The 22,537-nt window shown below is 72.2% G+C and carries 14 protein-coding genes; 3 read left to right on the forward strand and 11 right to left on the reverse strand.

Annotated elements, in window-relative coordinates; all coding sequences use genetic code 11:
- Positions 1-112 precede the first annotated feature (112 nt).
- The 5 genes from L0P92_RS27370 to L0P92_RS27390 form a co-directional block, all read right to left on the reverse strand.
- Positions 113-1,036 (reverse strand): ABC transporter permease, encoded by a 924-nt coding sequence (locus tag L0P92_RS27370; RefSeq protein ID WP_234765705.1) that lies wholly within the window; start codon positions 1,034-1,036, stop codon positions 113-115.
- Between the two features lie 7 nt (positions 1,037-1,043).
- Entirely contained in the window at positions 1,044-2,669 is a 1,626-nt protein-coding gene (locus L0P92_RS27375) for a peptide ABC transporter substrate-binding protein (protein WP_234765706.1), read from the reverse strand.
- Between the two features lie 134 nt (positions 2,670-2,803).
- Positions 2,804-5,056 carry a helix-turn-helix domain-containing protein gene (locus L0P92_RS27380; protein WP_234765708.1) on the reverse strand — a complete coding sequence of 751 codons (2,253 nt, stop codon included), beginning with the start codon at positions 5,054-5,056 and terminating at the stop codon, positions 2,804-2,806.
- Between the two features lie 210 nt (positions 5,057-5,266).
- Complete coding sequence (locus tag L0P92_RS27385; RefSeq protein WP_234765710.1) at positions 5,267-5,416, reverse strand: hypothetical protein; 150 nt, start codon at positions 5,414-5,416, stop codon at positions 5,267-5,269.
- A 112-nt stretch (positions 5,417-5,528) separates the two neighbouring features.
- Positions 5,529-5,789 carry a hypothetical protein gene (locus L0P92_RS27390; RefSeq protein ID WP_234765712.1) on the reverse strand — a complete coding sequence of 87 codons (261 nt, stop codon included), beginning with the start codon at positions 5,787-5,789 and terminating at the stop codon, positions 5,529-5,531.
- 333 nt (positions 5,790-6,122) lie between these two features.
- Between L0P92_RS27390 and L0P92_RS27395 the strand changes: the two genes are divergently transcribed.
- Positions 6,123-7,076: an AfsR/SARP family transcriptional regulator gene (locus L0P92_RS27395; RefSeq protein ID WP_234765713.1), complete on the forward strand. Its 954-nt coding sequence runs from the start codon at positions 6,123-6,125 to the stop codon at positions 7,074-7,076.
- A 21-nt stretch (positions 7,077-7,097) separates the two neighbouring features.
- Here L0P92_RS27395 and L0P92_RS27400 read toward each other — a convergent pair whose 3' ends face one another.
- Complete coding sequence (locus L0P92_RS27400; RefSeq protein ID WP_234765714.1) at positions 7,098-8,078, reverse strand: ketoacyl-ACP synthase III family protein; 981 nt, start codon at positions 8,076-8,078, stop codon at positions 7,098-7,100.
- A gap of 313 nt (positions 8,079-8,391) precedes the next feature.
- On the opposite strand from L0P92_RS27400, the gene L0P92_RS27405 reads away from it, so the two are divergent.
- The gene (locus L0P92_RS27405; RefSeq protein ID WP_234765715.1) at positions 8,392-9,402 is read left to right on the forward strand and encodes a helix-turn-helix transcriptional regulator; all 1,011 of its coding nucleotides are present in this window, start codon (positions 8,392-8,394) and stop codon (positions 9,400-9,402) included.
- 51 nt (positions 9,403-9,453) lie between these two features.
- On the opposite strand, the gene L0P92_RS27410 is transcribed toward L0P92_RS27405, so the two are convergent.
- The 5 genes from L0P92_RS27410 to L0P92_RS27430 all read right to left on the reverse strand — a co-directional run bounded on the left by L0P92_RS27410 (position 9,454) and on the right by L0P92_RS27430 (position 20,884).
- Entirely contained in the window at positions 9,454-10,890 is a 1,437-nt protein-coding gene (locus tag L0P92_RS27410; RefSeq protein WP_234765717.1) for a condensation domain-containing protein, read from the reverse strand.
- Positions 10,887-14,072, reverse strand: coding sequence for a non-ribosomal peptide synthetase (locus L0P92_RS27415; RefSeq protein WP_234765719.1), 3,186 nt, complete (start codon positions 14,070-14,072; stop codon positions 10,887-10,889). Before L0P92_RS27415 ends, L0P92_RS27410 begins: the two co-directional genes overlap by 4 nt.
- Positions 14,073-14,116: 44 nt before the next feature.
- Positions 14,117-15,163, reverse strand: coding sequence for a guanitoxin biosynthesis L-enduracididine beta-hydroxylase GntD (gene gntD, locus L0P92_RS27420; protein ID WP_234765721.1), 1,047 nt, complete (start codon positions 15,161-15,163; stop codon positions 14,117-14,119).
- A 52-nt stretch (positions 15,164-15,215) separates the two neighbouring features.
- A complete protein-coding gene (locus L0P92_RS27425; RefSeq protein ID WP_234765723.1) occupies positions 15,216-20,603 on the reverse strand; it encodes a non-ribosomal peptide synthetase in 5,388 nt (1,795 codons plus the stop codon).
- A 62-nt stretch (positions 20,604-20,665) separates the two neighbouring features.
- Positions 20,666-20,884, reverse strand: a complete 219-nt coding sequence (locus L0P92_RS27430; protein ID WP_234765724.1) for an MbtH family protein — start codon at positions 20,882-20,884, stop codon at positions 20,666-20,668.
- A 284-nt stretch (positions 20,885-21,168) separates the two neighbouring features.
- On the opposite strand from L0P92_RS27430, the gene L0P92_RS27435 reads away from it, so the two are divergent.
- On the forward strand, positions 21,169-22,485 hold the full coding sequence (locus L0P92_RS27435; RefSeq protein ID WP_234765725.1) for an MFS transporter: 1,317 nt from the start codon (positions 21,169-21,171) through the stop codon (positions 22,483-22,485).
- Positions 22,486-22,537: the final 52 nt, after the last annotated feature.

Raw genomic sequence — 22,537 nt, forward strand, 5'->3', positions numbered from 1 at the left:
CGGGTGGGGGGTCGGCGGGGTTTCCAGGGTTTCCGGCTGGGTCCATTGCATCGCGCCGCCCGTGCCCCCGCCGCCGGTGACGGCTCCCGCGCCCTCGGGCTGGAACGGCTGTTCAGGCATAGCGGATCCTCGGGTCTAGTACGGCGTACAGGAGGTCGACGACCAGGTTGCAGAGGAGGAACACGAGGACGAGGACGGTCACGAAGCCGACGACCGTCTGGGTGTTCTGGCGCAGGATGCCCTGGTAGAGCTGGAAGCCGACGCCGTGGATGTTGAAGATCCGCTCGGTGACGATCGCGCCGCCCATGAGGAAGCCGATGTCGGCGCCGAGGAAGGTGACGACGGGGATGAGGGAGTTGCGCAGCAGGTGCCGGGTGACCACCCGGTGTCTGGGCAGGCCCTTGGCGATGGCCGTGCGGACGTAGTCGGAGCGGCGGTTCTCGGCGATGGACGTGCGGGTCAGCCGGGTGACGTAGGCGAGGGAGACCGTGGCGAGGACCAGGCCCGGCAGGAGGAGTTCGCCGAAGGGGGCGGCCGGGGAGACCGACGGGCGGATCCAGCCCCACTCGACGCCGAGCAGCAGTTGGAGCAGCAGGCCGGTGACGAAGGTGGGGACGGAGATGACGACCAGGGTGAGCAGCAGGACGCCGGTGTCGACGGGGCGGCCGCGGCGCAGGCCGGTGAGGACGCCCAGGGTGATGCCGATGACGATCTCGAACAGGATGGCCACGATGGTGAGGCGCAGGGTGACCGGGAAGGCCGTCGACATCAGCTCGGTGACTTCCTGGCCGTTGAACGCCGTACCGAAGTCCCCGGTGAAGACGTTCCCCATGTAGGTCAGGTACTGCTGCCACACGGGCTCGTCGAGGCCGAACTCCTCGCGCAGCCGGGCCGCCGTCGCCGGGTCGCACTGCCGGTCGCCGCACAGGCCCGCGATGGGGTCGCCCATCACATGGACCATGAGGAAGATCAGCAGGGTGGCTCCGACGAACACCGGGACCATCTGGAGCAGACGGCGGACGACGTACTGGCCCATGGCGGGCTCAGCCGACCTTGATCTCGTGGTAGACGGGGACGCTGAACGGGTTGAGGGCCACGTTGGACAGCCGCTGCGACCAGCCGGCGCTGCCGTTCTGGTACCAGAGCGGGATGGCGGCCATGTTGTCCCGGACGACCGTCTCGGCCTTCTGGAACATCTTCACGGCCTTCGCGGGGTCGGTCTCGGCGTTCGCCTCGTCGACGAGCCGGTCGAACTCCTTGCTCGACCACTTGCCGTCGTTGGAGGAGGCGTTGGTGTAGTAGAGCGGCTGGAGGAAGTTCTGGGTGAGCGGGTAGTCCATCTGCCAGCCCGCCCGGAACGGGCCGGACAGCTTCTGGGTCGTGGACTTGCTGCGGAAGTCGGCGAAGGTGCCGATCGGGTTGCCGACGCAGGCGCGGTCGTTGTCCAGGGCGTTGTTGATGGAGTTGCAGACGGCGTCGACCCACAGCTTGTGGGAGCCGGTGTCCGCGTTGTACGTGATCTTCACCTGCCCGCCGGGCAGCCCGCCGCCCTCCTTGATCAGCTTCTTCGCGGCGGCGGCGTCGTACCGGCACCACTCGCCGCACAGCCCCGCCTGGTAGCCGCCGTCCTTGCCGAGGACGGGTGAGGTCCAGTCGGTGGCGGGGGTGCGGGTCCGGTGGAAGATGGTGTCGGTGATCTGCTCGCGGTCGATCGCCCGGGACAGGCCCTTGCGGACCTTGACCGAGCCGGCGGTGTTCCATTCCTTGTCGTAGTGGGGGAAGGCCAGGGTCTGGATGATGCCGGCGGGGGTGCTCAGGTAGCGGTCGCCGAGGTCGCCGCGGACGTTCTTCAGCTGCTGGGCCGGGACGTCGTCGACGAGGTCGAGGTTGCCGGCCATCAGGTCGGTGTAGGCCGTGTTGTTGTCTGTGTAGACCTTGAGGGTGACGCCGCCGTTCTGTGCCGCGTCCGGGCCCGGGTAGGTGTCCCACTTGGTCAGGCGCATCTCGGAGCCCTTGGTGTACGACTCCACCATGTACGGGCCGTTGCCGACGGGCTTGGCCAGCCAGCCGGCGTGGTCGTCGTAGAACGCCCTCGGCAGCGGGACGAAGGCGTTGTAGCCGAGGGTGTCGGGGAAGCTGGAGAACTTCTGGCTGAGCCGGACGGTGAACGTCCGGTCGTCGAGGACCTTCAGTCCGGACAGGGTGTCGGCGCGCTGCTCGCCGCGCTCCGGGTGGACCTGGTCGTAGCCCTCGATGTAGCTGAAGAAGTAGGCGTTCTTCTGGTTGTTCTTCAGGCTCGCCCCGTAGTTCCAGGCGTCCACGAAGGACTTGGCGGTGACCTTCTCGCCGTTGCTGAAGGTCCAGCCGTCCTTGACGGTGATCGTGTAGTTCCGCGAGTCGGAGGTCTCGATCTTCTCGGCGAGCATGTCCTCGGCGGCGCCGGTCTTCGGGTCGTACTGCTTCAGGCCACGGAAGATCATGGAGAGGACCTTGCCGCCCTGCACCTCGTTGGTGTTGGCGGGTTCCAGCGGGTTCTGCGGATCGGTCCACGAGGAGCTGAACACGGCGCCGCCGGCGCCGGCGCTGTCACCCCCGCCTCCGCAGGCCGTGGCCGCGAGTGCGACCACCACCGCGCATACGGCCCGTCCGGCGTGCGTGGCTCCCCGCATGGAGTGCCTCCTCTTCGTGCGCTGCGCTGGCCGGCGCCGAGACACCGATCCCTTATCGGTCAATATCAACCCATAAGGTGCGCAACGCATGAGTACGCCCTCCTTTCGGGGTGGCGAGGAGGCCCGACGGCCTGTCAGGCGGCGCCCGCCGCACGGCCCGGGCGGTGGGCGCGGCCGACGACGGCCGCCACCTCCGCGCGGGACGAGACCCGGAGCTTCTTGAAGATCCGGCCCAGATGGGTCTCGACCGTCTTGTGGCTGATGGCCAGCGCCCGGGCGATCTGCTGGTTCGTCCGTCCGCCGCTGACCAGCACGGCGATCTCCGTCTCCCGGTTGCTGAGCGAGCCCAGCGGCCGGGGCGCGGCACCGGCGTCCGGTGTCAACGGCGGCGCGGCGTCCGGTACGTCGTCCACCGCCTCGTCCGGCGCCGGGTCGTCGAGGGCGGCGAGCGCGGCGCACAGCGCGCCGGCCTCCTGGCGCAGGCGGTCGCTGTCGGTGCCGGTCGCGGCGTACTGCGCGCACGCGGCGTGCCGGGCGGCACCCGCGGCGTCCCCCCGGCTCAGGTCCAGGGCGCCCACGGCCGCGGCGAATCCGGGCACCAGGGCACGCAGGGAGCGGGACTCGGCGAGGCGCAGTCCGCGTTCGTGGTGTCCGCGCGCCGCTTCCTCGCGGCCCAGGGCCGACTCCGCCACCGCGAGCCAGAAGACGCCGTCGAGACGGGGCACGACGGCAGTGTCGGACAGGCCGTCCAGCAGTCGGGCGGCGACCACCGAGTGGAGTTCGGCGTGTTCGGCCGCGCCGGAGCGGGCCGCGGCGGCGGCAATCAGGGCGTGGGCCCGGCCGCGCGCGGCTCCGGACAGCGTTTCGAGAGCGCCGAGCAGTTCGGTGACCAGCATTCCGTCGGGGGCGCCGATACGGGCGTCCAACTGACCGACCAGCCGGTCGGACAGGAGCGTGCCGTGCCGGGCCGCGTCGAGGCCGGTGACGCCGTGGTCCGCGTCGGAGGTCTCGACCGCCGGGGCGGCCGCCAGTTCGGCGTCGGCCTCCGGGTGCCGGCCGAGCAGCCTGAGCGCCAGGGCGCGCCAGCGGACCGCCTCCGCCGCCACGCCGGGATCCGGTGCGCTGTCGTCCCGCAGCGGGTGAAGCACCCGCAGGGCCCCGCCGAGCCGGCCGTCGAGCACCTGGGCGGCCCCGAGCACGAGCCGCGCCCGGTGGCCGCTGTCCAGCGCCCTGCGCGCCCAGTCCGCCGCCCGCGCCGGGTCGGCCCACAACCGGGCCCTCGCCGCGGCGAGCAGGGTGCGGGAGCGGTCGGCGTCGTCGACGGTGGTGAAGGCGCGGTCCAGGTGGCCGGCGAGGAGCACCGGGGAGCGGTCGCCGGGACCGGAGAGGGCCTGGGCGGCGCGGGCGTGGGCGCCGAGGAGCCAGCCGGGGCCCGCGGACTGGTAGGCGGCGGCGCGCAGCAGCGGATTGCTGAAGCGCAGGCGGGCGGCGCCGGCGTCGGCACGCAGCAGGTCCTGCCGTATCAACTCGTCGATCGCGCGGCTCAGTTCGGCGTCGGTCACCTGGGCCACGGCCTGGAGCACGTCGAGTCCGCAGGGTTCGCCCACGACCGAGGCCGCCTCGGCGACCAGCCGGCCGAGGTCGGACAGACCGCGGAAGTCGCGCAGGCTCTCGGTGAGGACGTCGAGCGGCAGGACGTGGCCGCCGCTGTCCAGGAGCGAACGGGTGGCGGCGAACGCCTTCAACAGGCCCGGGTTGCGCCCCGAGCCGGTGAGCATGGACGCGCACCGGGGGCGGCTGAGATCGCCGGGCAGGAGTGCGCGGGCGGCCTCGTCGGACAGTTCGGGCGGGCCGAGGCGACGGGCCAGGCCGGTGTCCACCGCCAGGTTGAGCACGCTGCGCAGGCCGAGGTCCACCTGGCGCGGCCGGTGTGTGAGGGCGATCACCGTGTCTCCCTGCGGGGGGTGCCTGAGCAGGTACGACAGCAGGGCGAGCGACGCCTCGTCCGCCCAGTGCACGTTGTCGAGGCCCAGCAGCAGCCCGCCGTCCGCGCCGAGCGAGCCGAGCAGGGCGCGTACGGCGCGGAAGACGCGGTAGCGCTCCAGCGGGTCCGTGGGGAAGACGCGGGGCTCGGCGGCGGGCACCGAGGGGAAGACGGTGGCCAGGGCGGCGGTCTGACCGTCCGTCCGGGCGTCGAGCTGTTCGGGGTCGCAGCCGGCCAGCAGATCGTCGAGCGCGTCGACGAAGACACCGAAGGCGACATTCGGCAGCGTGCGCGATTCGGCATATCCCGAGACGGCTCTCCAACCGCGTCCGGCGGCCTCGTCGAGAATACGGGAGAGCAGAACGCTCTTACCGGTCCAGCGGTCTCCCTGGATTTCGATCACCGAATAGGTGCGGGCAGCTCCGAGAAACGATTCGGTCGCACCGTTCCGTGCTGCGCCGCCCTGCGTGGGAGTGGGTTTTCCGGTGCTGATGAGCGGCGGAAGATGGGCCTCGATAGTCATGTGAGAAAGCCTCTTCGACGAGAAGTTCGCAAGGGCTGGTGACCCGAAAAACGCGTGCGGGGAAAGGCTTGTGGCCGTTTTCCCCTTCGCTCACTGCCAGCCGGTGGTGTCCTTGGACGCGTGCACGACGGCCACCGGCTCGGCGGCGGACGTGGGCGTGGCGGACGCCTGTCCCGCGGCGGTGACCTGGAGGGCCAGCGGCAGGACGAGCGCGGCGATGGCGAGGCGAACCCTGGTCATGTCAACTCCTGAGCGTGTGCGGGCGGTTCCGTGGCGCGACGGAGCGCATGGCGTCGCCGCCCGCACCCCCGTGCCGTTCACCACTCACTTTTCACGATCCGAAGCCGCCGTGTCATCGCTCGGACCTGTCCTGATCCTGCAATGGCACATGCCGTCCACCGGCGGGGTCCGTCAGGAGCAGGTCGTAGAACGGGGCCACCAGTGGCACTCCGCAGGAGACGATCTCCGCGTCCAGCAACGGCGGTCGCAGCCGGAGCGCCCTGAGCACGAGGGCGCGTGCCGTGCGCTCCGCGGCCTCCAGCGAAGGGGCCGTCACATACAGGCCGAGCACGAGCAGGTCGGACCCGTCGGCGTGGACCACGACGTGTTCCACGCATTCGGCGGGTTGCGCGAGTGACGAGAGGGAATTTCGCAAGTCCGTGGGAGGGGCGGCATCGGAGGTCCGCCGCAAATGCACATGGACTAGATACATGAGTAGGCATCCGGGAAGTCGTGCGCATCGGAAGCCGATGCGGGTCGGCAGGGTGGCATATCCCGGCCTGAACATGTTTCTGCCAGGGCGAGATCACGACGGGGCCGTAGATGGTGCCCCAGAATCGTGTGCGCCGCGCAGGGTGGGGCGGCATCGGTATCGCCGGTGGAAAACCGAACAGGAAGCTGATTTCCGACCCGTTACGCCCTAGGCCGGCCCTTCACGGAGGATTCCATGAGCAACATACGCCATCCGATGAGCCGCCGGGCGGGACTTGCCTTCGCCGTTCTCGGAGAGGTCCGTCTCTGGCGCGACGGGGTCGAGGTCCCGCTCGGTCCGCCCCGCGGGCGTGCCCTGCTCGCCGCCCTGCTGCTGCGCGAGGGGACTCCGATGGGCCGGGACGACATCCTGGGCGGTCTGTGGGGCGACTCCTTTCACGTGGACGGCGCCAACCTCGTGCAGGTGTACGTGTCGAAGCTGCGCCGGCTCCTCGAACCGGACCGCCCGCCGAGGGCCGCCGCCTCGCTGCTGCCCCGGGTCGGCAACGCCTACCGGCTCGCGGTCGAGGCGGACCAGTGGGATCTGGGGTGTTTCCAGCGGGCGCGTACGGCGGCACGCGAGCTGCGGTCGGCAGGTGAACTCATCGAGTCGGAGCGGGTGTTGGGCGAGGCACTCGCGCTCTGGCCGGGTCCGGCCCTGACCGGGGTCGAGGGCCCGCTGCTGGACGTCGAACGCGTCCGGCTGGCCGAACTGCGCCTGGCGGCCACGGAGGAACACCTCGAACTCGCCCTGGAGACCGGCGCGGAGGACGACGTGATCCCCTCGCTGCTCACGCTCACCCGTGAACACCCGTACCGGGAGCGCCTGTGGGCGCTGCTGATGGTGGCGCTGTACCGCGGCAGCCGACAGGCCGACGCGCTCGCCGCATACCGCAGGGCCGCCCGCGCCCTCAAGGACGACCTCGGCCTCTCCCCCGGCCCCGAACTGCGCCGCATCGAGGAGGCGATCCTGGCCGGCGCCCCCAGCACCACGCTGACCGCACGCCCCCGCACCGGCCCGGTCCGCCCCCAGCACGTACCCGACCGGCCGAAGCTGACCCTGGTGCACGGCACGGGCATCGGCGCCGCACCCTCGCGCAGGGCGGCCGTACCCCCGTACCGCGCACGACGCCTCGGCGACCGACGCTGAAACAGGCCCACGATGCCTGGCCTATGACGTCGGCTCCGTGGGCTCGCCGGTCGCCCACTCGGGGGTGTCGGTGATCTCCACGACGGCGCTGGTGCAGCTGTATCCGGTGCCGCCGCCGACCATCAGGACGAGGTCGCCTGGGTGCACCGCGCGTCGCTCCATCAGGTCGTTGAGGCCCGCGAAGTGGTCACCGGCGCCGAGGTGGCCGACCTCGCCGCAGAACTCCCAATTGGAGATCTTCTCGGACACCCCGAGCTGGAGCTCCAGCTGCCAGCGCATGCGGGAGCGTCCGGTGGCGTTGAGCACCACACGCGTGATGTCCGCCATGTCCGCTCCGGCGTCGTCGAGGGCCTGGTGGACCGACCGGTCGGCGATCTCGGCGATGCGCAGGCCGGCCTGACGGGCGAGGGCGGGTGTGTGGAGGAAGGCGTCGGCGCGGGCGCTGAGGTCGAGCGGTGTCGAGGTGTCCGGAACGGCGTCGAGGGCGGCGCCCCGGGCGACGGCCTCCAGGGAGTTGTCCACCGCGGTCGCCGTGGACAGCAGGCGGGCGAAACCGGCGCGGGCGGAGAGCACCAGGGCGGTGCCGCCGTCGCCGTAGACCAGGCCGCGTTCGCAGCGCCAGCGGTCGAAGGCCGGGGCGGCGAAGCGGTCCGCGGTGGTCAGCAGGGCGGCCTCGTCGGGGCCCAGCAGCCGCGCGGCCTGTTCGAGCGAGGCGAGTCCGGCGTTGCACGACTGGAGCAGTTCGAACGCCGGGACGTCCGCGCCGACGGTGTTGTGGGCGATGTACGAGGCCGGGGCCCACATCTCGGCGCCCTGGAACCAGGTGCGGCTGTGGATGACGGTCGTGACGTCCTCGCGGGCCGGCCCCGAACGGGCCAGGGCGACCCGGGCCGCGGCCACCGCCATGTCCGGCGGGGACGGCTGGTTCTCACCGTCCGCGACGGTGACCGAGACAATGCGGTTCGCCTGATGTTCATCGGTGTCGTATTGACCCGAGGCCAAGGCTTCCTCCACACGTTTGCGTTTCGGCAGCCAGCTGCCGTTTCCCGCAATGTGCACTTCATTCCAGCGCATGTCTCTCCCATCCCGGGACCCCGCGAGAGATATCCGGAGTCACTGCTCAGGAAATGATCGCGGACACCTCTTGGGCGCCACTGTCCGATCACTTACAGACGACTGAAATCCGTAGAAGTAAACTTTCTGATCATTTAGAAGAAACGCAGAAAAAAGGGGCATACGGGACCGGTCGAGCGGTTATACTGGCGCTCGCCATCAGGATGCTCACTGACCATGAGCCTGTACGGGGGAGGGCTGTTTGTCGAACAGTCTTGACATTGGGGACGACGCCGCACGCGTCTATCGGGTGATGCTGGCGCATCCGAGTATGGATCTCCAGGAGCTCAGAAATTGCACCGGTCTGCCGGAGGAAGCACTCCGTGAGCAGCTGGACAGACTGAGTGAGCTTTCCCTGGTCCGCCCGTCGACCAGCGAGCCCGGCGCGCTGCACGCGGTGGGACCCCAGGTGGCGACAAAGCTCATCCTCGCCCGCCAGGAAGCCCGTCTCGCGGCGGAACAAAAGAGGACGGCCGATATTCGACTGGCCATGGAGGAACTCTCCGAGGAATTCCGTCAGGGATTCAGCACCGGCGTGGACGGAATCGACGCGGCCCATGGAATCGACGAAATTCGGGACCGTATCCGGCTGCTGTGCTCCGAAGTGCGCGAGGACGTCATGGCCATGGCCCCCGGCGCGCAGACGGCGGAGAACATGGAATCAGCCAAACCGCAGGACACGGAATTGCTGGCCCGTGGCGTACGCATGCGCACGCTTTACCAGGACAGTCTGCGCAACGACCGGCCGACGGTGAACTACGCGACATGGCTCACCAGTTCGGGCGGTCAGGTGCGTACGGCAACGACCCTTCCCATCCGTCTGCTGATCTTCGACCGGTCCACGGCGATCATTCCCATGGATGCCCATGGCGGCGGCAGCCGGGCCCTGTTCGTCCGCAGCAGCGGTGTCCTGCTGGCGCTGTGCGAGCTCTTCGAGGCGGCGTGGGTGAACGCCACCCCGCTGGGCGGCGGCCCGCACAAGGAACGGGAGCGCGAGCGGGGTCCCGAGTCGCTCGTGTCCCCGGAGCACGAATACCTCCGGCTGCTCGCGCAGGGCCACACCGACGAGACCATCGCCAAACGGCTGGGCGTCTCGCCCCGCACGGCCCGCCGCATCGCCGCCCAGCTGATGGAGAAGCTGGGGGCGCGCAGCAGATTCCAGGCCGGTGTGGAAGCGGCCCTGCGGGGCTGGGTGCAGACGGTCGACCCGTGAGCCGGCGAGGCAGGGCGTACGGGGGTCCTGCGCGGTGTCCTACGGAGTGATCTACGGGGTGTCCTGCGGGGCACCCTCCGGGCCGAAGACCCGGAAAGTCGGGTCGGTGGCGATGTGGGTCAGCAGGGCGCGGTAGTCGGCGGCGATGTCGTGGGCGCGTTCGGGTGTGTAGGCGGCGGTGCGGTGGGTGACGATGATGTCCGTGCCGCTCGCACCCGACGTGACCCGCAGGGTGAGGTCGCGCTCGGCCCGGTGCCAGGGGAGGTCGACGGCCGGTTCGGCGCGTAGGCCGGGGCCGATGTCCAGGCCGACGTCGGGGTCGCTCTCCTCGGTGAACAGGACCCGGGTGAGGTCCTCTCGGCCCTCCGCCGGCGTCCGGCCGAGCGCGTTCACCACCTCGTCCAGCGGCAGCTCGTGGTGCTCGAAGTCGGCCGCCGTGTGCTGCCGTACCTGACGCAGCGCGTCCAGGTAGGTGGGATCGCCCGACAGGTCGGCGCGCAGCAGCAGGTAGTTGATGAACGCCCCGACCGTGCGCCCCAGTTCCGGCCGGTCCCGGTAGGAGTACGGGGTGGTGACGAGGACGTCGCGCCGGCCGGAGCGGCGGGCGAGCAGGATGTGCAGGGCGCTCAGGGTGACCATGAACAGGGTGGAGTTGTGTCGCCGCGCGAGCTCCCGCAGGGCCGCGACCACGTCGTCGGGCACGGCCAGCCGGAGCGTGCGGCCCTCGGGTCCCGGGCCGCCGGGGCCGTCGGTCGGGGGTGCCACCGGGACGGCACCGGTGAGTCGCCGTGTCCAGTAGTCCACCAGGTTCCGGCGCCCCGGGCCGTTCAGCCGCTCGTTCTGCCAGACCGCCAAGTCGCCTGGCTGGACCGGGAGTTCTGCGAGTGGGGACGGCCGTCCGGACGAGAACGCCAGGTACAGGGCGCCGAGGTCCTCGATGACGATCTGGGTGGTCGCGAGATCGCTGATGGCGTGGTGCAGGACCAGGACGACCAGATGCTCCCGCGCGCTCAGCCGGAGCACCTTCAGACGCACCAGGTCGTCGTCGCCGGGATCGAACGGCTCCGTGATGACGGCCGCCGCGCCGTCGGTGACGGAGTCGGCGTCCACGTCGGCGGTCAACAGCGGCACACGGTGCCCTACGGGCCGTACGACCTGGAGGAGTTCGCCCCGGTCGTCGAGCCGGAACCGGGTGCGCAGTGCCTCGTGGCGGTCGACGAGGGCGGCGTAGGCGCGGGCCAGGACCGCGGTGTCCAGGGGTCCGTGGAGTCTGACCCCGCCCACGGTGATCCAGGTGTTGGACTCGGGGTGTTCATGGTGCAGGTCCCACATCAGGCGCTGGATCCGGGAGGCCGGGAAGACGGTGTCGGCGCCGGAGCCGGAGCGCGCCAGCCGTGGGATCCGGGGGCGGGCGGTCTTCCTGCGGCGGGCCAGCAGTGTGGCCTCCAGCCGGGCGCGGGCGGCGAGTTCCGCGTCGGTCGTCGTCATGCCGGGCCCGCCTGTTCGCTCTCCGCGCGCAGCTGCTCGAAGATCCGGTCGCCGAGTTCCTCCACGGTCGGCTCGATCGCGAACAGCACCCGGAACGGAATCCGTACCCCCAGCTTCTCGTCCACGTCCGCGAGCATCCGGACGGCGCTCAGCGAGTGGCCGCCCAGTTCGAAGAAGTTGTCGTGGATCCCGACGCGCTCCACGCCGAGCACCTCGGCCCAGATCCGCGCGAGCTCCTCCTCGACGGGGGTGCGCGGAGCCACGTACTCCGTGGCGGCGACGGCCTGGCCCGGATCCGGCAGCGCGCCCCGGTCGATCTTGCCGTTGGCGCTCAGCGGAAGCTCGGCGAGGGGGACGTACGCCTTCGGGACCATCCAGTCGGGCAGCCGCTCGGCGAGGAAGTCCCGCAGCCGGGCGGGGTCCGCCTCGGTGCCGGGGACCGGTACCGGATAGGCCACCAGGCGGGTGTCGCCGCGGGCGTCCTGGCGGGCCACGACCGCGCAGCCCGTCAGGTCGGGGTGCTGGGCCAGGACGGCCTCGACCTCGCCGGGCTCCACCCGGTAGCCGCGGATCTTGACCTGCCCGTCGGCGCGGCCGACGAACACCAGCGTGCCGTCGGCGAGTCGGCGTACCAGGTCCCCGGTGCGGTAGAGGCGTCCGCCGGGCTGTGCGGAGTGCGGGTCGGGCAGGAAGCGCTCGGCGGTCAGTCCGGGCCGCGCGTGGTAGCCGAGCCCGACGGTGGGCCCGCCCAGGTACAGCTCGCCGGCCGCGCCCGTGGGCACCGGCTCCAGCCACTCGTCGAGAACGTACGCCGGGAAGCCCGCCAGCGGACGGCCGAGGGGCACGATCGCCTCGGGGGCGCCGCTGTAGTCGACGGGGGCCATGACGGTGATGCAGGACGCCTCGGTGACGCCGTACGCCTGGACGAGCCGGCCCGGCCACTTCTGCCACGGCAGGATCTGGCCCAGCGCCGGGGCGGCCTCACTGCCGAAGACCAGGACGCGGACCCGGGGCGGGATCGCGGCGCGCTCGGCGTCGGTCATGGCGGCCATCCGGGACGGGGTGACCGACAGGATGGTGGTGTCCGTGTCCCGCACCAGGTCCCACAGTTCGTGGGTGGCCATCGGCGGGTCCCCGTCGGGCAGGACGACGGTGCTCCCGCTCAGCAGGTGCGGGTGGATCTCCTCGCCGACGACGTCGAAGCCCAGCGGCGCCAGTTGCAGGCCCCGCTCCCCCGGGCCCAGTTCATGGGTGTGGGCGAGGGCGCGGTACAGGCGCAGGACGCCCCGGTGAGTGTTCATCGCGCCCTTGGGGCGGCCGGTCGAGCCGGAGGTGTAGATCAGGTAGGCGAGATGGCCGGGGGTGATGTCGGCGGGGAGGGGCAGGTCGTCCGGCGCGGTCAGGGGGGTGTCGACGAGGATCCGGTCGAGGGTGCCGAGGCCCGGGGCGTCGCGCATCGGGGTGCTGGTGACGACGTGGGCGGCGCCCGAGTCGGACAGCATGTACTCGACGCGGTCGGCCGGGTAGTCGGGGTCGAGCGGGACGTAGTAGGCGCCCGCCTTGAGGATGCCTAGGTAGGTCACGACCAGTTCCGGCGAGCGGGCGAGGTGCACGGCCACCGGGGTGCCGGTGGTGACACCGCGGGCGCGCAGATGCCGGGCCAGCCGGTCGGAGGCGTGGTCGAGTTCGGCGTAGGTGAGCCGCCGGTCGCCGCAGACCACCGCGGTCGCCTCCGGGGTCGCGGCGGCCTGCCGGCCGAACGCGCCGTGCAGGGTGTCGGGTGCGTCGGTGAAGTCGGCCTCGCTGACGTGCAGCAGCTCCGCGCGTTCGGTGTCCTGGAGCAGTCGCAGCCGGGAGACGGGTGTGCCGGGGTCGGTCACCGCCGCCGTCAGCAGGGTGACGAACTCGCGGCCCATGCGGGCGATCGTGTCGGTGTCGAACAGCTCGGTGCTGTATTCGAGGCCGCCCTGCCAGCCGTCGGGGCCGGGGACGAGTTCCAGGGACAGCTCGAACATGGTGGTGCCGGTGTCCACCCGCACGGGCTCGAAGTCGAGTCCGCCGGCCGTCCAGCCGTCCTGCGGGATGTTCTGCAGCGACAGCATGACCTGGGCGAGCGGCCCGCCCAGCCCGGAGTGCCGCGGCGGACGCAGCTCCTCCACGAGCTTCTCGTACGGCAGGTCCTGGTGGGCGTAGGCCTGGAGGCAGGTCTCCCGGGCGCGGCCCAGCAGCTGGGCGAACGTGGGGTCGCCGGTGCTGTCCATGCGCAGGGCGAGGGTGTTGACGAAGAAGCCGATGACCCCGGCGAGTTCGGTGCGGTGGCGGCCCGCGACCGGCGAGGCCACCGAGAAGTCGTGGCTGCCGGAGTAGCGGGAGAGCAGCACGGTGAACGCGGCGAGGCAGAACATGTAGGGGGTCGCCTCGTGCGCGCGGGCCATGCGCTCCACGCGGGCGACCAGGTCGGCGGGCACGTCGAAGGAGTGCGTCGCGCCGGCCGAGGACAGTTCGGCGGGGCGGGGCCGGGCGGTGGGCAGCTGGAGCGGGGTGAGGCCGGCGAGGCGGGTGCGCCAGTGGTCGACCAGCCGGTCCAGTGCGGGGCCCTGGAGGGTGTCGCGCTGCCAGGCCGCGTAGTCGACGTACTGGATGTCGAGCGGTTCGAGCCGTGCCGGCCTGCCTTCGACGTGGGCCTCGTAGTGCTGGGACAGTTCCTGGAAGAGGACCGCGTTGGACCAGCCGTCGGTGACGATGTGGTGCAGCGTCAGGACGGCGACGTGGTCGTCCGGGGCGCGGCGCAGCAGCCGCATCCTGAGCAGTGGTCCGGTCTCCAGGTCGAAGGGCCGCTCGACCTCGGCGTGGATGGCCGCCGGCAGGTCCTGTTCGGTGACCTCGTCGACGGGCAGGTCCAGGCGGAGCGTCGGCAGGATCACCTGGAGGGGTTCCACTCCGTCGAAGTGGAACACGGTGCGCAGCGACTCGTGCCGCTCGACGACCGCGTCGAGCGCCCGGCGCAGCGCGTCGGTGTCCAGCTTGCCGCGCACCCGAACGGCCGCGACCACGTTGTAGGTGGCGGTGCCCGGCTCGACCCGGTCGAGCAGCCACAGGCTCCGCTGGGCGAAGGAGGCTTCGGCCATCAGGGACTCGTCGGCCTCGTAGGACTGCTCGGCCGTCAGGTTTTCGTCGAACATCTCGTCTTCCGTTGTCGCGGCGGGATTCGGGTGCGCGGGGCCGGTCAGACCAGGACGCGGTCTGCCGCCGTCTCCCGGCTGTCGCGGGACTTGCGCAGATCGCGCGTGACCGTCGCCTTCTTCAGCCAGCGGTCGGTGCCGTCGTAGCGGGCGGTGAAGGCCCGACGGCCGTGCACCGCCAGGTAGTTGTCGACCACGAGCAGGCTGCCCGCGCCGACGACCACGTCCTGCTGGACCCGTTCCAGCTCGGTGACCAGCGCCTTCAGGGCCTGCTCGGCCTCGGTGTCGTCGTCGACGCAGCGCATGAAGAACGGGTCGATGCGCAGGAACGGCGAGTCGGCCGCGCCGAACAGGACGGCCACGGGCTCCGGGGTCTCCCGCATCCGGATCATGCGCATCAGCCCCGGGTGGTGCGGGTCGCGTGCGGCCAGCTGCCGCAGGTGTTCGTCGTCCGGGAGGATGTAGAACCGCGGCTCGGCGAGCACCCGCCGGACGTCGTCGGGAAGGTGCACGTCCCGGACGGAGGACAGGGTGGTCGGCACATGGTCGTGGTTGCGGACGCCGAACAGCAGCAGATAGTCGCAGCGGTACGGGTGGAAGCCGTCCTCGGTGTGCCACTCCAGCAGGGTGTCGCTGCCGTGGCCGCTCTGCTGGTCCTCCTCGCCGGCTATCGGCAGGACGTTCTGGATGGGGCGGCCGGCCTGGAGGGTGGACCAGCCGAAGACGTCGCCCAGGCAGCGGCTGACCAGGGCGAGGAAGAACTCCTCACGCCGGGCCCGCACCGAGCCGGCCGCGGCCTGCCAGTCGCCCGGGGTGGGTCCCACGACCGTGTCGTCGACGGGCAGTCCGTGGATCTGGATACCGGCGGCCGGGTCGGTGCGCCGGAAGTCCTCCAGGGCCGCGCGCAGGCCGGTGGGCAGCCGGGCCGCGTACTCCCAGGCGTCGTCGTGGAAGCGCATCTCGCCCGGGTCCCGCTCGCTGCGCACGAGGTCGGCCAGGAGCACCTCCAGCTCCGCGACCTCGTCCGCTGACAGGTCGTAGCGCAGCAGGGGTTCGGCGTACGTCGCCATGTACTTCCCTCTCTTTTGCATGTGGTCAGGCCGGTGGCGGTGGACCGCGCTCGCCGCGGTCGTCCGCGCGCTCTCACCGGCGCTCTCCCGTGGGCTCGGCGGGCAGCCGCAGGGCGCCGTCCGCGGCACGGCCCGCGCGGTAGCGGGAGCGGTCGACCCGGCGCGGTCCGGCGCCCGCGCCGGTGGCGGCCGGCGCCCCGGTGCCCGCGTTCTGCTCCACGAAGGCGGCGATGGCGGCCACCGTGGGTGTCTCGAAGAGCAGCCGCAGCGGTGGGACGGTGCCGAACTCCGAGCGCACGCGCTCGACCAGCCGGGACATCATCAGCGAGTGGGCGCCCAGGTCGAACAGGTCGTCGCCGCGCCCGATCCGGGTCTGGGGCAGCAGCCCCGAGGCGATCTCGGCGATCTTGGTCTCCACCGCGCCGCGCGGCGCCTCGAAGTCGCCGCCCTCCGCCGCTTCGGAGGCGTCGTCGGGGTCGGGCAGCGCCCGCCGGTCGACCTTGCCGCTGGCGGTGAGCGGCATCGTCTCCAGCACGGTGAGCACGGAGGGCACGGCGTACGGCGGCAGCCACGCCTTCAGGGCCTCGCGCAGCGCGCCGGGGTCCACCGCGGTTCCGGCGGGCTCGACGTAGGCGGCGAGCCGGGCGTCGGAGCCGGTGCCGTCCACGATGACGGCGGCCCGGCGCACGGACTCGAGGCGCTCCAACGTGGACTCGATCTCGCCCAGTTCGATGCGGTGCCCGTGCACCTTGACCTGGGTGTCGGCGCGGCCCACGAACATGACCCGCCCGTCGGGGCGCATCCGGACCAGGTCGCCGGTGCGGTAGAGGCGGGCGCCCGGGTGGCCGGAGAAGGGGTCCGGTACGAAGCGGTCGGCGGTCAGGCCCGGGCGGCGGAGGTAGCCGTGGGCCAGGCCGTCGCCGCCGATGTGCAGCTCGCCGGTGGTGCCCAGCGGCACCGGGCGCATGGCCTCGTCGAGGACGTGCAGCCGGGTGTTGGACAGCGGCCGGCCGAGCGGCACGTCGTCGCCGGGTGTCGTCACCCGCTCCCGCAGCGACCAGACGGTGGTCTCCGTGGGCCCGTACATGTTCCACAACTCCGCGCCTCGGGCGGGCAGTTCACGGGTGAGCTCGGCCGGCATCCGCTCGCCGCCGCACAGCGCGGACAGGCCGGGGGTGCCCTTCCAGCCGGCGTCGAGCAGCAGTTGCCAGGTCACCGGGGTGGCCTGGAGCCGGGTGACGCCGGGGCCGTCGAGGCAGGCGCGCAGCCGGGCGCCCTGGGCGGCGGTGGCGGCGTCGGCGATGTGCAGGGTGGCCCCGCTCACCAGCGGCAGGTAGTAGTCCAGGGCCGCGATGTCGAAGGAGGGGGTGGTGACCGTGAGCCAGCCGTCCCGCGGGGTCATGGACAGGTCTCGGCCCATCGCAAGGATCAGGTTCGTCAGCCCCCGGTGCGGGACGAGCACGCCCTTGGGCTTGCCGGTGGAACCCGAGGTGTAGATGACGTACGCCGGGGAGTCCTCGTGGAGGGTCACGGCCGGGGGCCGGTCCGCCTCGACGCCGTCGTAGGGTGCCAGGACGCGGGCGCCCTCGATGTGCCGCTCCGTCAGGATCACCGCGGCGGAGGCGTCCTCGAGCAGGAAGGCGAGCCGGTCGGGCGGCAGCGCCGGGTCGAGCGGCAGATACATGGCGCCCGACTTCAGGACGCCCAGCAGGACGGCGGGGAGCACGGGGGTGCGTTCCATCAGTACGGCCACGATGGCGCCGGCACCGATGCCCTCGGAGCGCAGCCGGTGGGCCAGGCCGTTGGCGAGGCGGTCGAGACGGCCGTAGGTGAGGGCGTCGGCCGGCGCCTCGGAGCCCGGCGAGTCCGCGGAGCCCAGGGAACCCGCGGCGACCACCGCGAGGGCGTCCGGGGTGGTCGCGGCCCGCTTCTCGATCAGGCCCACGACCCCGCGCTCGAAGGCGTACGGCACGTCGGTGGCGTTCCAGTCGTCGAGCAGCCGCTGTTCGGACGCGCCGAGTACGGGCAGTTCGCCCACCGGCACCGTGGCGTCGGCGGCGACGGCGGCCAGCAGGGCGGTGATCCGGTCCGCGACGAGGCGGGCGGAGCCGTCGCTGTAGAGGTCGGTGTCGTAGCGCAGTGAGCCGACCAGACCGTCGGCGCAACGGCCGAGGGTGAGGTGGATGTCGAACTGACTGCTGGTGACGGGCAGTTCGGCGGTACGGCAGTCGAGGCCGCCGAGCGTGAAGGGAGTGCCGGCCCGGTCGACGGCCAGCGCGACCAGGGCGTCGGAGCGGGCTCCCGGAGCCTGCTGGAAGGTGAACATGGTCCGCAGCATGGGCCGGGCGGTGCGGTCACGGACCGGGCTGAGCCGTTCGACGAGCGTGGCGAAGGGCACGTCGTCCCCGCCGAGCGCGGTGACGGACGCGCCGTGCACACGGCGCAGCAGTTCCAGGAACGGCTCCTGGGCGTCGACGTCGGCGCGCAGGGGCACGGTGTTGACCAGGCAGCCGACGGTGCCGGCGAGGTCGGCGTCCGAGCGGCCGTGCACGGGGGTGCCGACGACGACGTCACGCCGGCCGGAACTGCGGGCCAGCAGCACCTGGAAAGCGGCGAGGAGGACGCCGTACAGCGTCGTGCCCGCGTCGCGGGCCAGCTCGGTGAGGGCCCGGGTGGTGGCGTCGTCCACGGCGAGGGGCAGCGCCGCGCCCCGCATCCGGGAGGTGCCGGCGGGCGCGGTGCGGTCGGCGGGCAGGGTCGTCTCGGTCGCCGCGTCGGCGAGCTGCCGTACCCACTGCTCCAGGCGGCGTTCGCCGTCGGGCGAGGCGAGGTGACGGCTCTGCCGGTGGGTGAAGACGGGGTAGGCGACCGCCTCGGGCAGTTCGGGGGCGGTGCCGGCCAGCGCGGCCGGGTAGGCCGTGTCGAGCTCGTCGAACAGCAGGGACAGCGACCACAGGTCGGACACCAGGTGGTGCGCGGTGAGCACCAGCCGGTGCCGGTCGGGGGCCTGGGTGAGCAGGCGCACCCGCAACAGGGGTCCGGCGAGCAGGTCGAGCGGTTCCTCGGCCAGCCGGGCCGCGTGCTCGGTCAGTTGCTCGTCGCTCCAGCCGGCCGCGTCCACCTGCTCGAAGGCGGGCGGGAGTTCGGCGTGCACGCGCTGCACCGGCTGGTCGTCCACCAGCGGGAAGGTGCTGCGCAGGGCGGCGTGCCGGGCGGAGACCAGCGCGAGGGCGGCTTCGAGGGCCGAGGGGTCCACGGTGTCGCGGATCTCGACATGGCAGGAGATCAGGTTCGCGGCGCTGCCGGGGGCGACCTGCTCGAGGAACCACAGGGCGGACTGGTTGCGGGAGAGCGGATGGTCGCCGGGCTCGGAGCCGGCGGCGCGGTCCTCAGCGGGGAGCGGGCTGCCGGTGCCCGACTCGATCTGCTCGGCGAGCGAGTGGGCGAGTCCGGCGAGGTCGGTGCCGAGTGCGGCCTCGACCTCCAGGTCGACGCCGAGCAGGCCGCGCAGCTCGTGCCGCAGACGTACCGCGCCCAGTGAGTCGAGCCCGGCGGCGGACAGCCTGAGGTCGGGGGTGAGGGTGTCCGGCTCCACTTCCAGGAGGCCGGACACCAGGGTGCGCAGGAGGTCCAGGACCAGCGCCGGGCGTCGCTCGGCGTCGGCGGCGCGCACTTCGGCCACGTCGGCGTCCGTCGGACGCGCGGGCCGGGGCGCGGAGGCCCCGGTCTCCCCCTGTGGCGCACGGCCGTCGACGGCCAGCACGGTCAGGGAGCCGTCCAGATAGGAGGCGGCACAGACATGGCGCTGCACCTTGCCGCTGGACGTGCGGGGCAGGGTGGCGGCACGGATCAGGACGACCGCCAGCGGCCGTACGCCATGGGTCTCGGCCACGGCGTTGCGCACGTCGCGGGCGAGGGTGGCGAGGTCGCCGTCCTGGTGGTCGCGGGACACCTCGTGCACGACGACGACGTGGTCCTCACCGTCCACGGCGACCTGGACCGCGGCGCCGCAGTTGGGGCGCAGGGCGGGGTGGGTGGCCTCGACGGTGCGCTCGATGTCCTGCGGGTAGTGGTTGCGGCCCCGTACGACGAGCAGGTCCTTGAGGCGGCCGGTCACGAACAGCTCGCCGTCCCGCAGCAGTCCGAGGTCACCGGTGCGCAGGAACGCGGGCGCCTCGGGGCCGGCGTCGGCGAGGCGGGCACGGAAGGTGCGCTCGCTGTGCTCGGGACGGTTCCAGTAGCCCTGGGCCACGCTCGGCCCCGACAGCCAGATCTCCCCGACGGCACCCTCCTCGACCCGGGTCAGGGTGACCGGGTCGACGATCTCCAGCCGCTGGTCGGCGTCGACCCGGCCGCTGCTCACCCGGTCGAAGAGAACGGGCGCCTCGCCGCCGGTGTCCGAGGGTTCGGACCGGTTCGCGTACGACAGCACCGGCTTCGTGCCGTGCGGTTTGCAGGAGACGATCAGGGTCGCCTCGGCCAGGCCGTAGCAGGGGGTGAAGGCCTCGGCGCGGAAGCCGGCCGGGGCGAAGGCCTCGGCGAAGCGTTGCTGTGTCCGGGCGCGGATGGGCTCGGCGCCGTTGAAGGCGACCTCCCAGCGGCCGAGGTCGAGTCCGGCGACCGTCTCGGGGGTCGCGAGGTCCGCGCAGAGGTCGTAGGCGAAGTTGGGGCCGCCGCTCACCGTCGCCCCGCTCCGGCTGATCTCGCGCAGCCAGCGCAGGGGGTCGCGGCTGAACTCGGCCGGTGACATCAGGGCGCAGGAGCCGGCGTAGTACAGCGGCTGGAGCATGCCGCCGATCAGCCCCATGTCGTGGAACAGCGGCAGCCAGGACATCCCGACGGTCTCCCGCGTGGTGCGGAACGCCCGTTGGATCTGCGCCGAGTTGTGCAGCAGGTTGCCGTGGGTCAGCAGCACACCGCGCGGGGTCGCGGTGGATCCCGAGGTGTACTGGAGGAAGGCGAGGGTGTCGGGTCCGACGTCGGGGCGGGTCCAGGCGGCCGCCTCGTCCTCGGGCACGAGGTCGGAGGCGACCAGCCGGAGCGTCTCCATGAGGAGGCCGTCCGGGTTCCCGGGGAGCAGCCGGTCACGGATGCGGGCGGTCGTGAGCGCGAGCGCGGCGCCGGAGTCGACGACGATCGCGGCCAGCCGTTCGACGGAGCGGGGCCTGCGGGTGGGCGGGTAGACGGGCACGGCGACGGCCCCCGCGTAGAGGCAGGCCACGAACGAGACGACGTAGTCAAGGCCGGGCGGTTGCAGCAGCACGACGGGCCGGCCGGTGGCGCCCTCCCGCTGCAGCCGGGAGGCGGTCGCCCGGGCCAGCAGGTCGAGCCGGCCGTACGTCAGTACCTGGGGAGCCTCGTCCTCCGTCCCGGAGAACGTGAAGGCCGTCCGTCCCGGGTCCGTCGCCGCCGTGGAGGCGATCACGGAGATCCAGCTCTGGTGCTCAAGGGGGGCGTTCACGTATCTGCGTTCCTCGTCGCTCGGGCCGGTGCTTACGGTGCGGTGGGGGCCGTTGGCCGGGGTCAGGCGCCGTCGGCGGCGAGCGCCTCGCGCAGGCTGAGGGGACGCATGTCGGTCCAGGTCTCGTCGATGTGGGCGAGGCACTCGGCCTGGGTGCCCTGCTTGCCCTCGGCCGTCCAGCCGAGCGGCAGTGCACGGCCGGCCGGCCAGATCGAGTACTGCTCCTCGTGGTTGACGACGACCTGGAAGGACGTGGTGTCCGTGGTGTCCGCGCTGCTCATGGCGGTCCTCCGATCGATGGGGGGTGGGATGCGTGGGCGTCCGCGGCAGGCGCGGGTGGCACCGCCGGCGGTCGGGTGACCGCCGGCGGTGTCGTCTGGGCTGACGACGTGGTCCGAATGCTCCGTGAACCCCGGGACCCGCAGAAAGTCAGGAGGTACCCCGACTGCCCGGCGCCGGGCCGCGCCGCGTGAGGGGTTCCCCCGACTCGTAGGGCGGGCCGGGGATTGCCAACATCCAGGTCGTGTCCGCAAAGTCCCGCGCTGTCAGAGAGGGGCCGTCCCAGGTGCCCGCTTCGCTTCCCGCGCCGGTCTCCTCGCGGCGTCGTTTCGCGCCCGGCTTCGGGCGGCTGGTGTCGGCGAACACCATGTCCGGTCTCGGGGACGGCATTCGGATCATCGCGCTGTCGGTGTACGCCGCGACCGTGACCGACGACCCCGTCCAGGTCTCCCTGGTCACCGTCGCCGGTGAGCTGCCGTGGCTGCTCGTGGGCCCGTTCGCCGGCACGCTGATCGACCATGTGGACCGCTGGCGCGCGCTGTGGATCTGCGACGCCGCGCGGTCCCTGGTGCTGGCCTGCTTCACCGCGCTGGTGCTCGCCGACCGGGTGGGCATCGCCGCGCTCGCGGTGACGGCGTTCCTGCTGACCTCCGTCGAGACGATGGCCGACAACCTCGCCCAGGCCGTCATCCCGCAGATGGTCGGCACACGGTCCCTGGACACGGCCAACAGCCGGGTGCTGTCGGGCCGGTTGATCACCATGGAGTTCCTCGGCCCGCCCGTCGGCACGGCCCTGTTCGCGTTGGCCCATCTGCTGCCGTTCGGGGTGGCCACGGTGTGCTTCGCGGTCTCGACGGTGCTGGTGTTCGGCGTCCGCCCGGCCGGTGCCGCGAGCGGCGACAAGAGCGCCGGTCGGCTCTCGCCTCGGCTGCTCGGCGCACAGACCGCGCAGGGCGTCCGCTGGCTGTGGCGGCACCGGCTGCTGCGCACGGTGTGTCTGCTGATGGCGCTGCTCAACTTCGCGGTCCTCGCGGTGCTGGGCATCGCCGTGCTCTATGCGATGCACACGCTGGGGGTCGGCGAGACGGTGTACGGGCTGCTGCTCCTGGTGATCGCCGCCGGCGGTCTGCTCGGACTGGTGATCGCCCCGAAGGTCGTCGCCGTGGCCGGCCGCGGCCGGTCGCTGCAACTGGTCTTCGCCATGAGCCCGTTGCCGTTCGTGGTGGCCGCGATGACCTCGAACGCCCTCGTGGCGGCGTGCGCCCTGGTCTTCGTGGGGATCGCGGTGTCGATCTCCAACGTCATCACCACGACGCTGCGTCAGGAGCTGGTGCCCGAGGAGAGCTTCGGCCGGGTCAACGGCGCCTACCGCCTCGTCCTCAACGGACTCGCCCCGCTCGGCGGCCTGACCGGCGGTTTCGTGGCGGACCAGGCCGGGCTGCGCGCCCCCTTCCTGCTGGCGGCCGCCCTGCTGGCCGTGGCGGCCCTCGCCTCCTTCCGGCTGCTGTCGAACCGGGCCGTCGAACCCTTCACGGACCGGCCCGCGGCGACTTCGGCCCCGGACCCGGCCTCCCCCACTTCCACAGAAACGGCTGACCAGTGACCACGCCTCGACTCGACTCGGACCCGGTGGCGGACGCACCGCCCCCCGACAC

It is taken from the genome of Streptomyces muensis, from assembly GCF_021474425.1.
GTDB classification, from domain to species: Bacteria; Actinomycetota; Actinomycetes; order Streptomycetales; family Streptomycetaceae; genus Streptomyces; species Streptomyces muensis.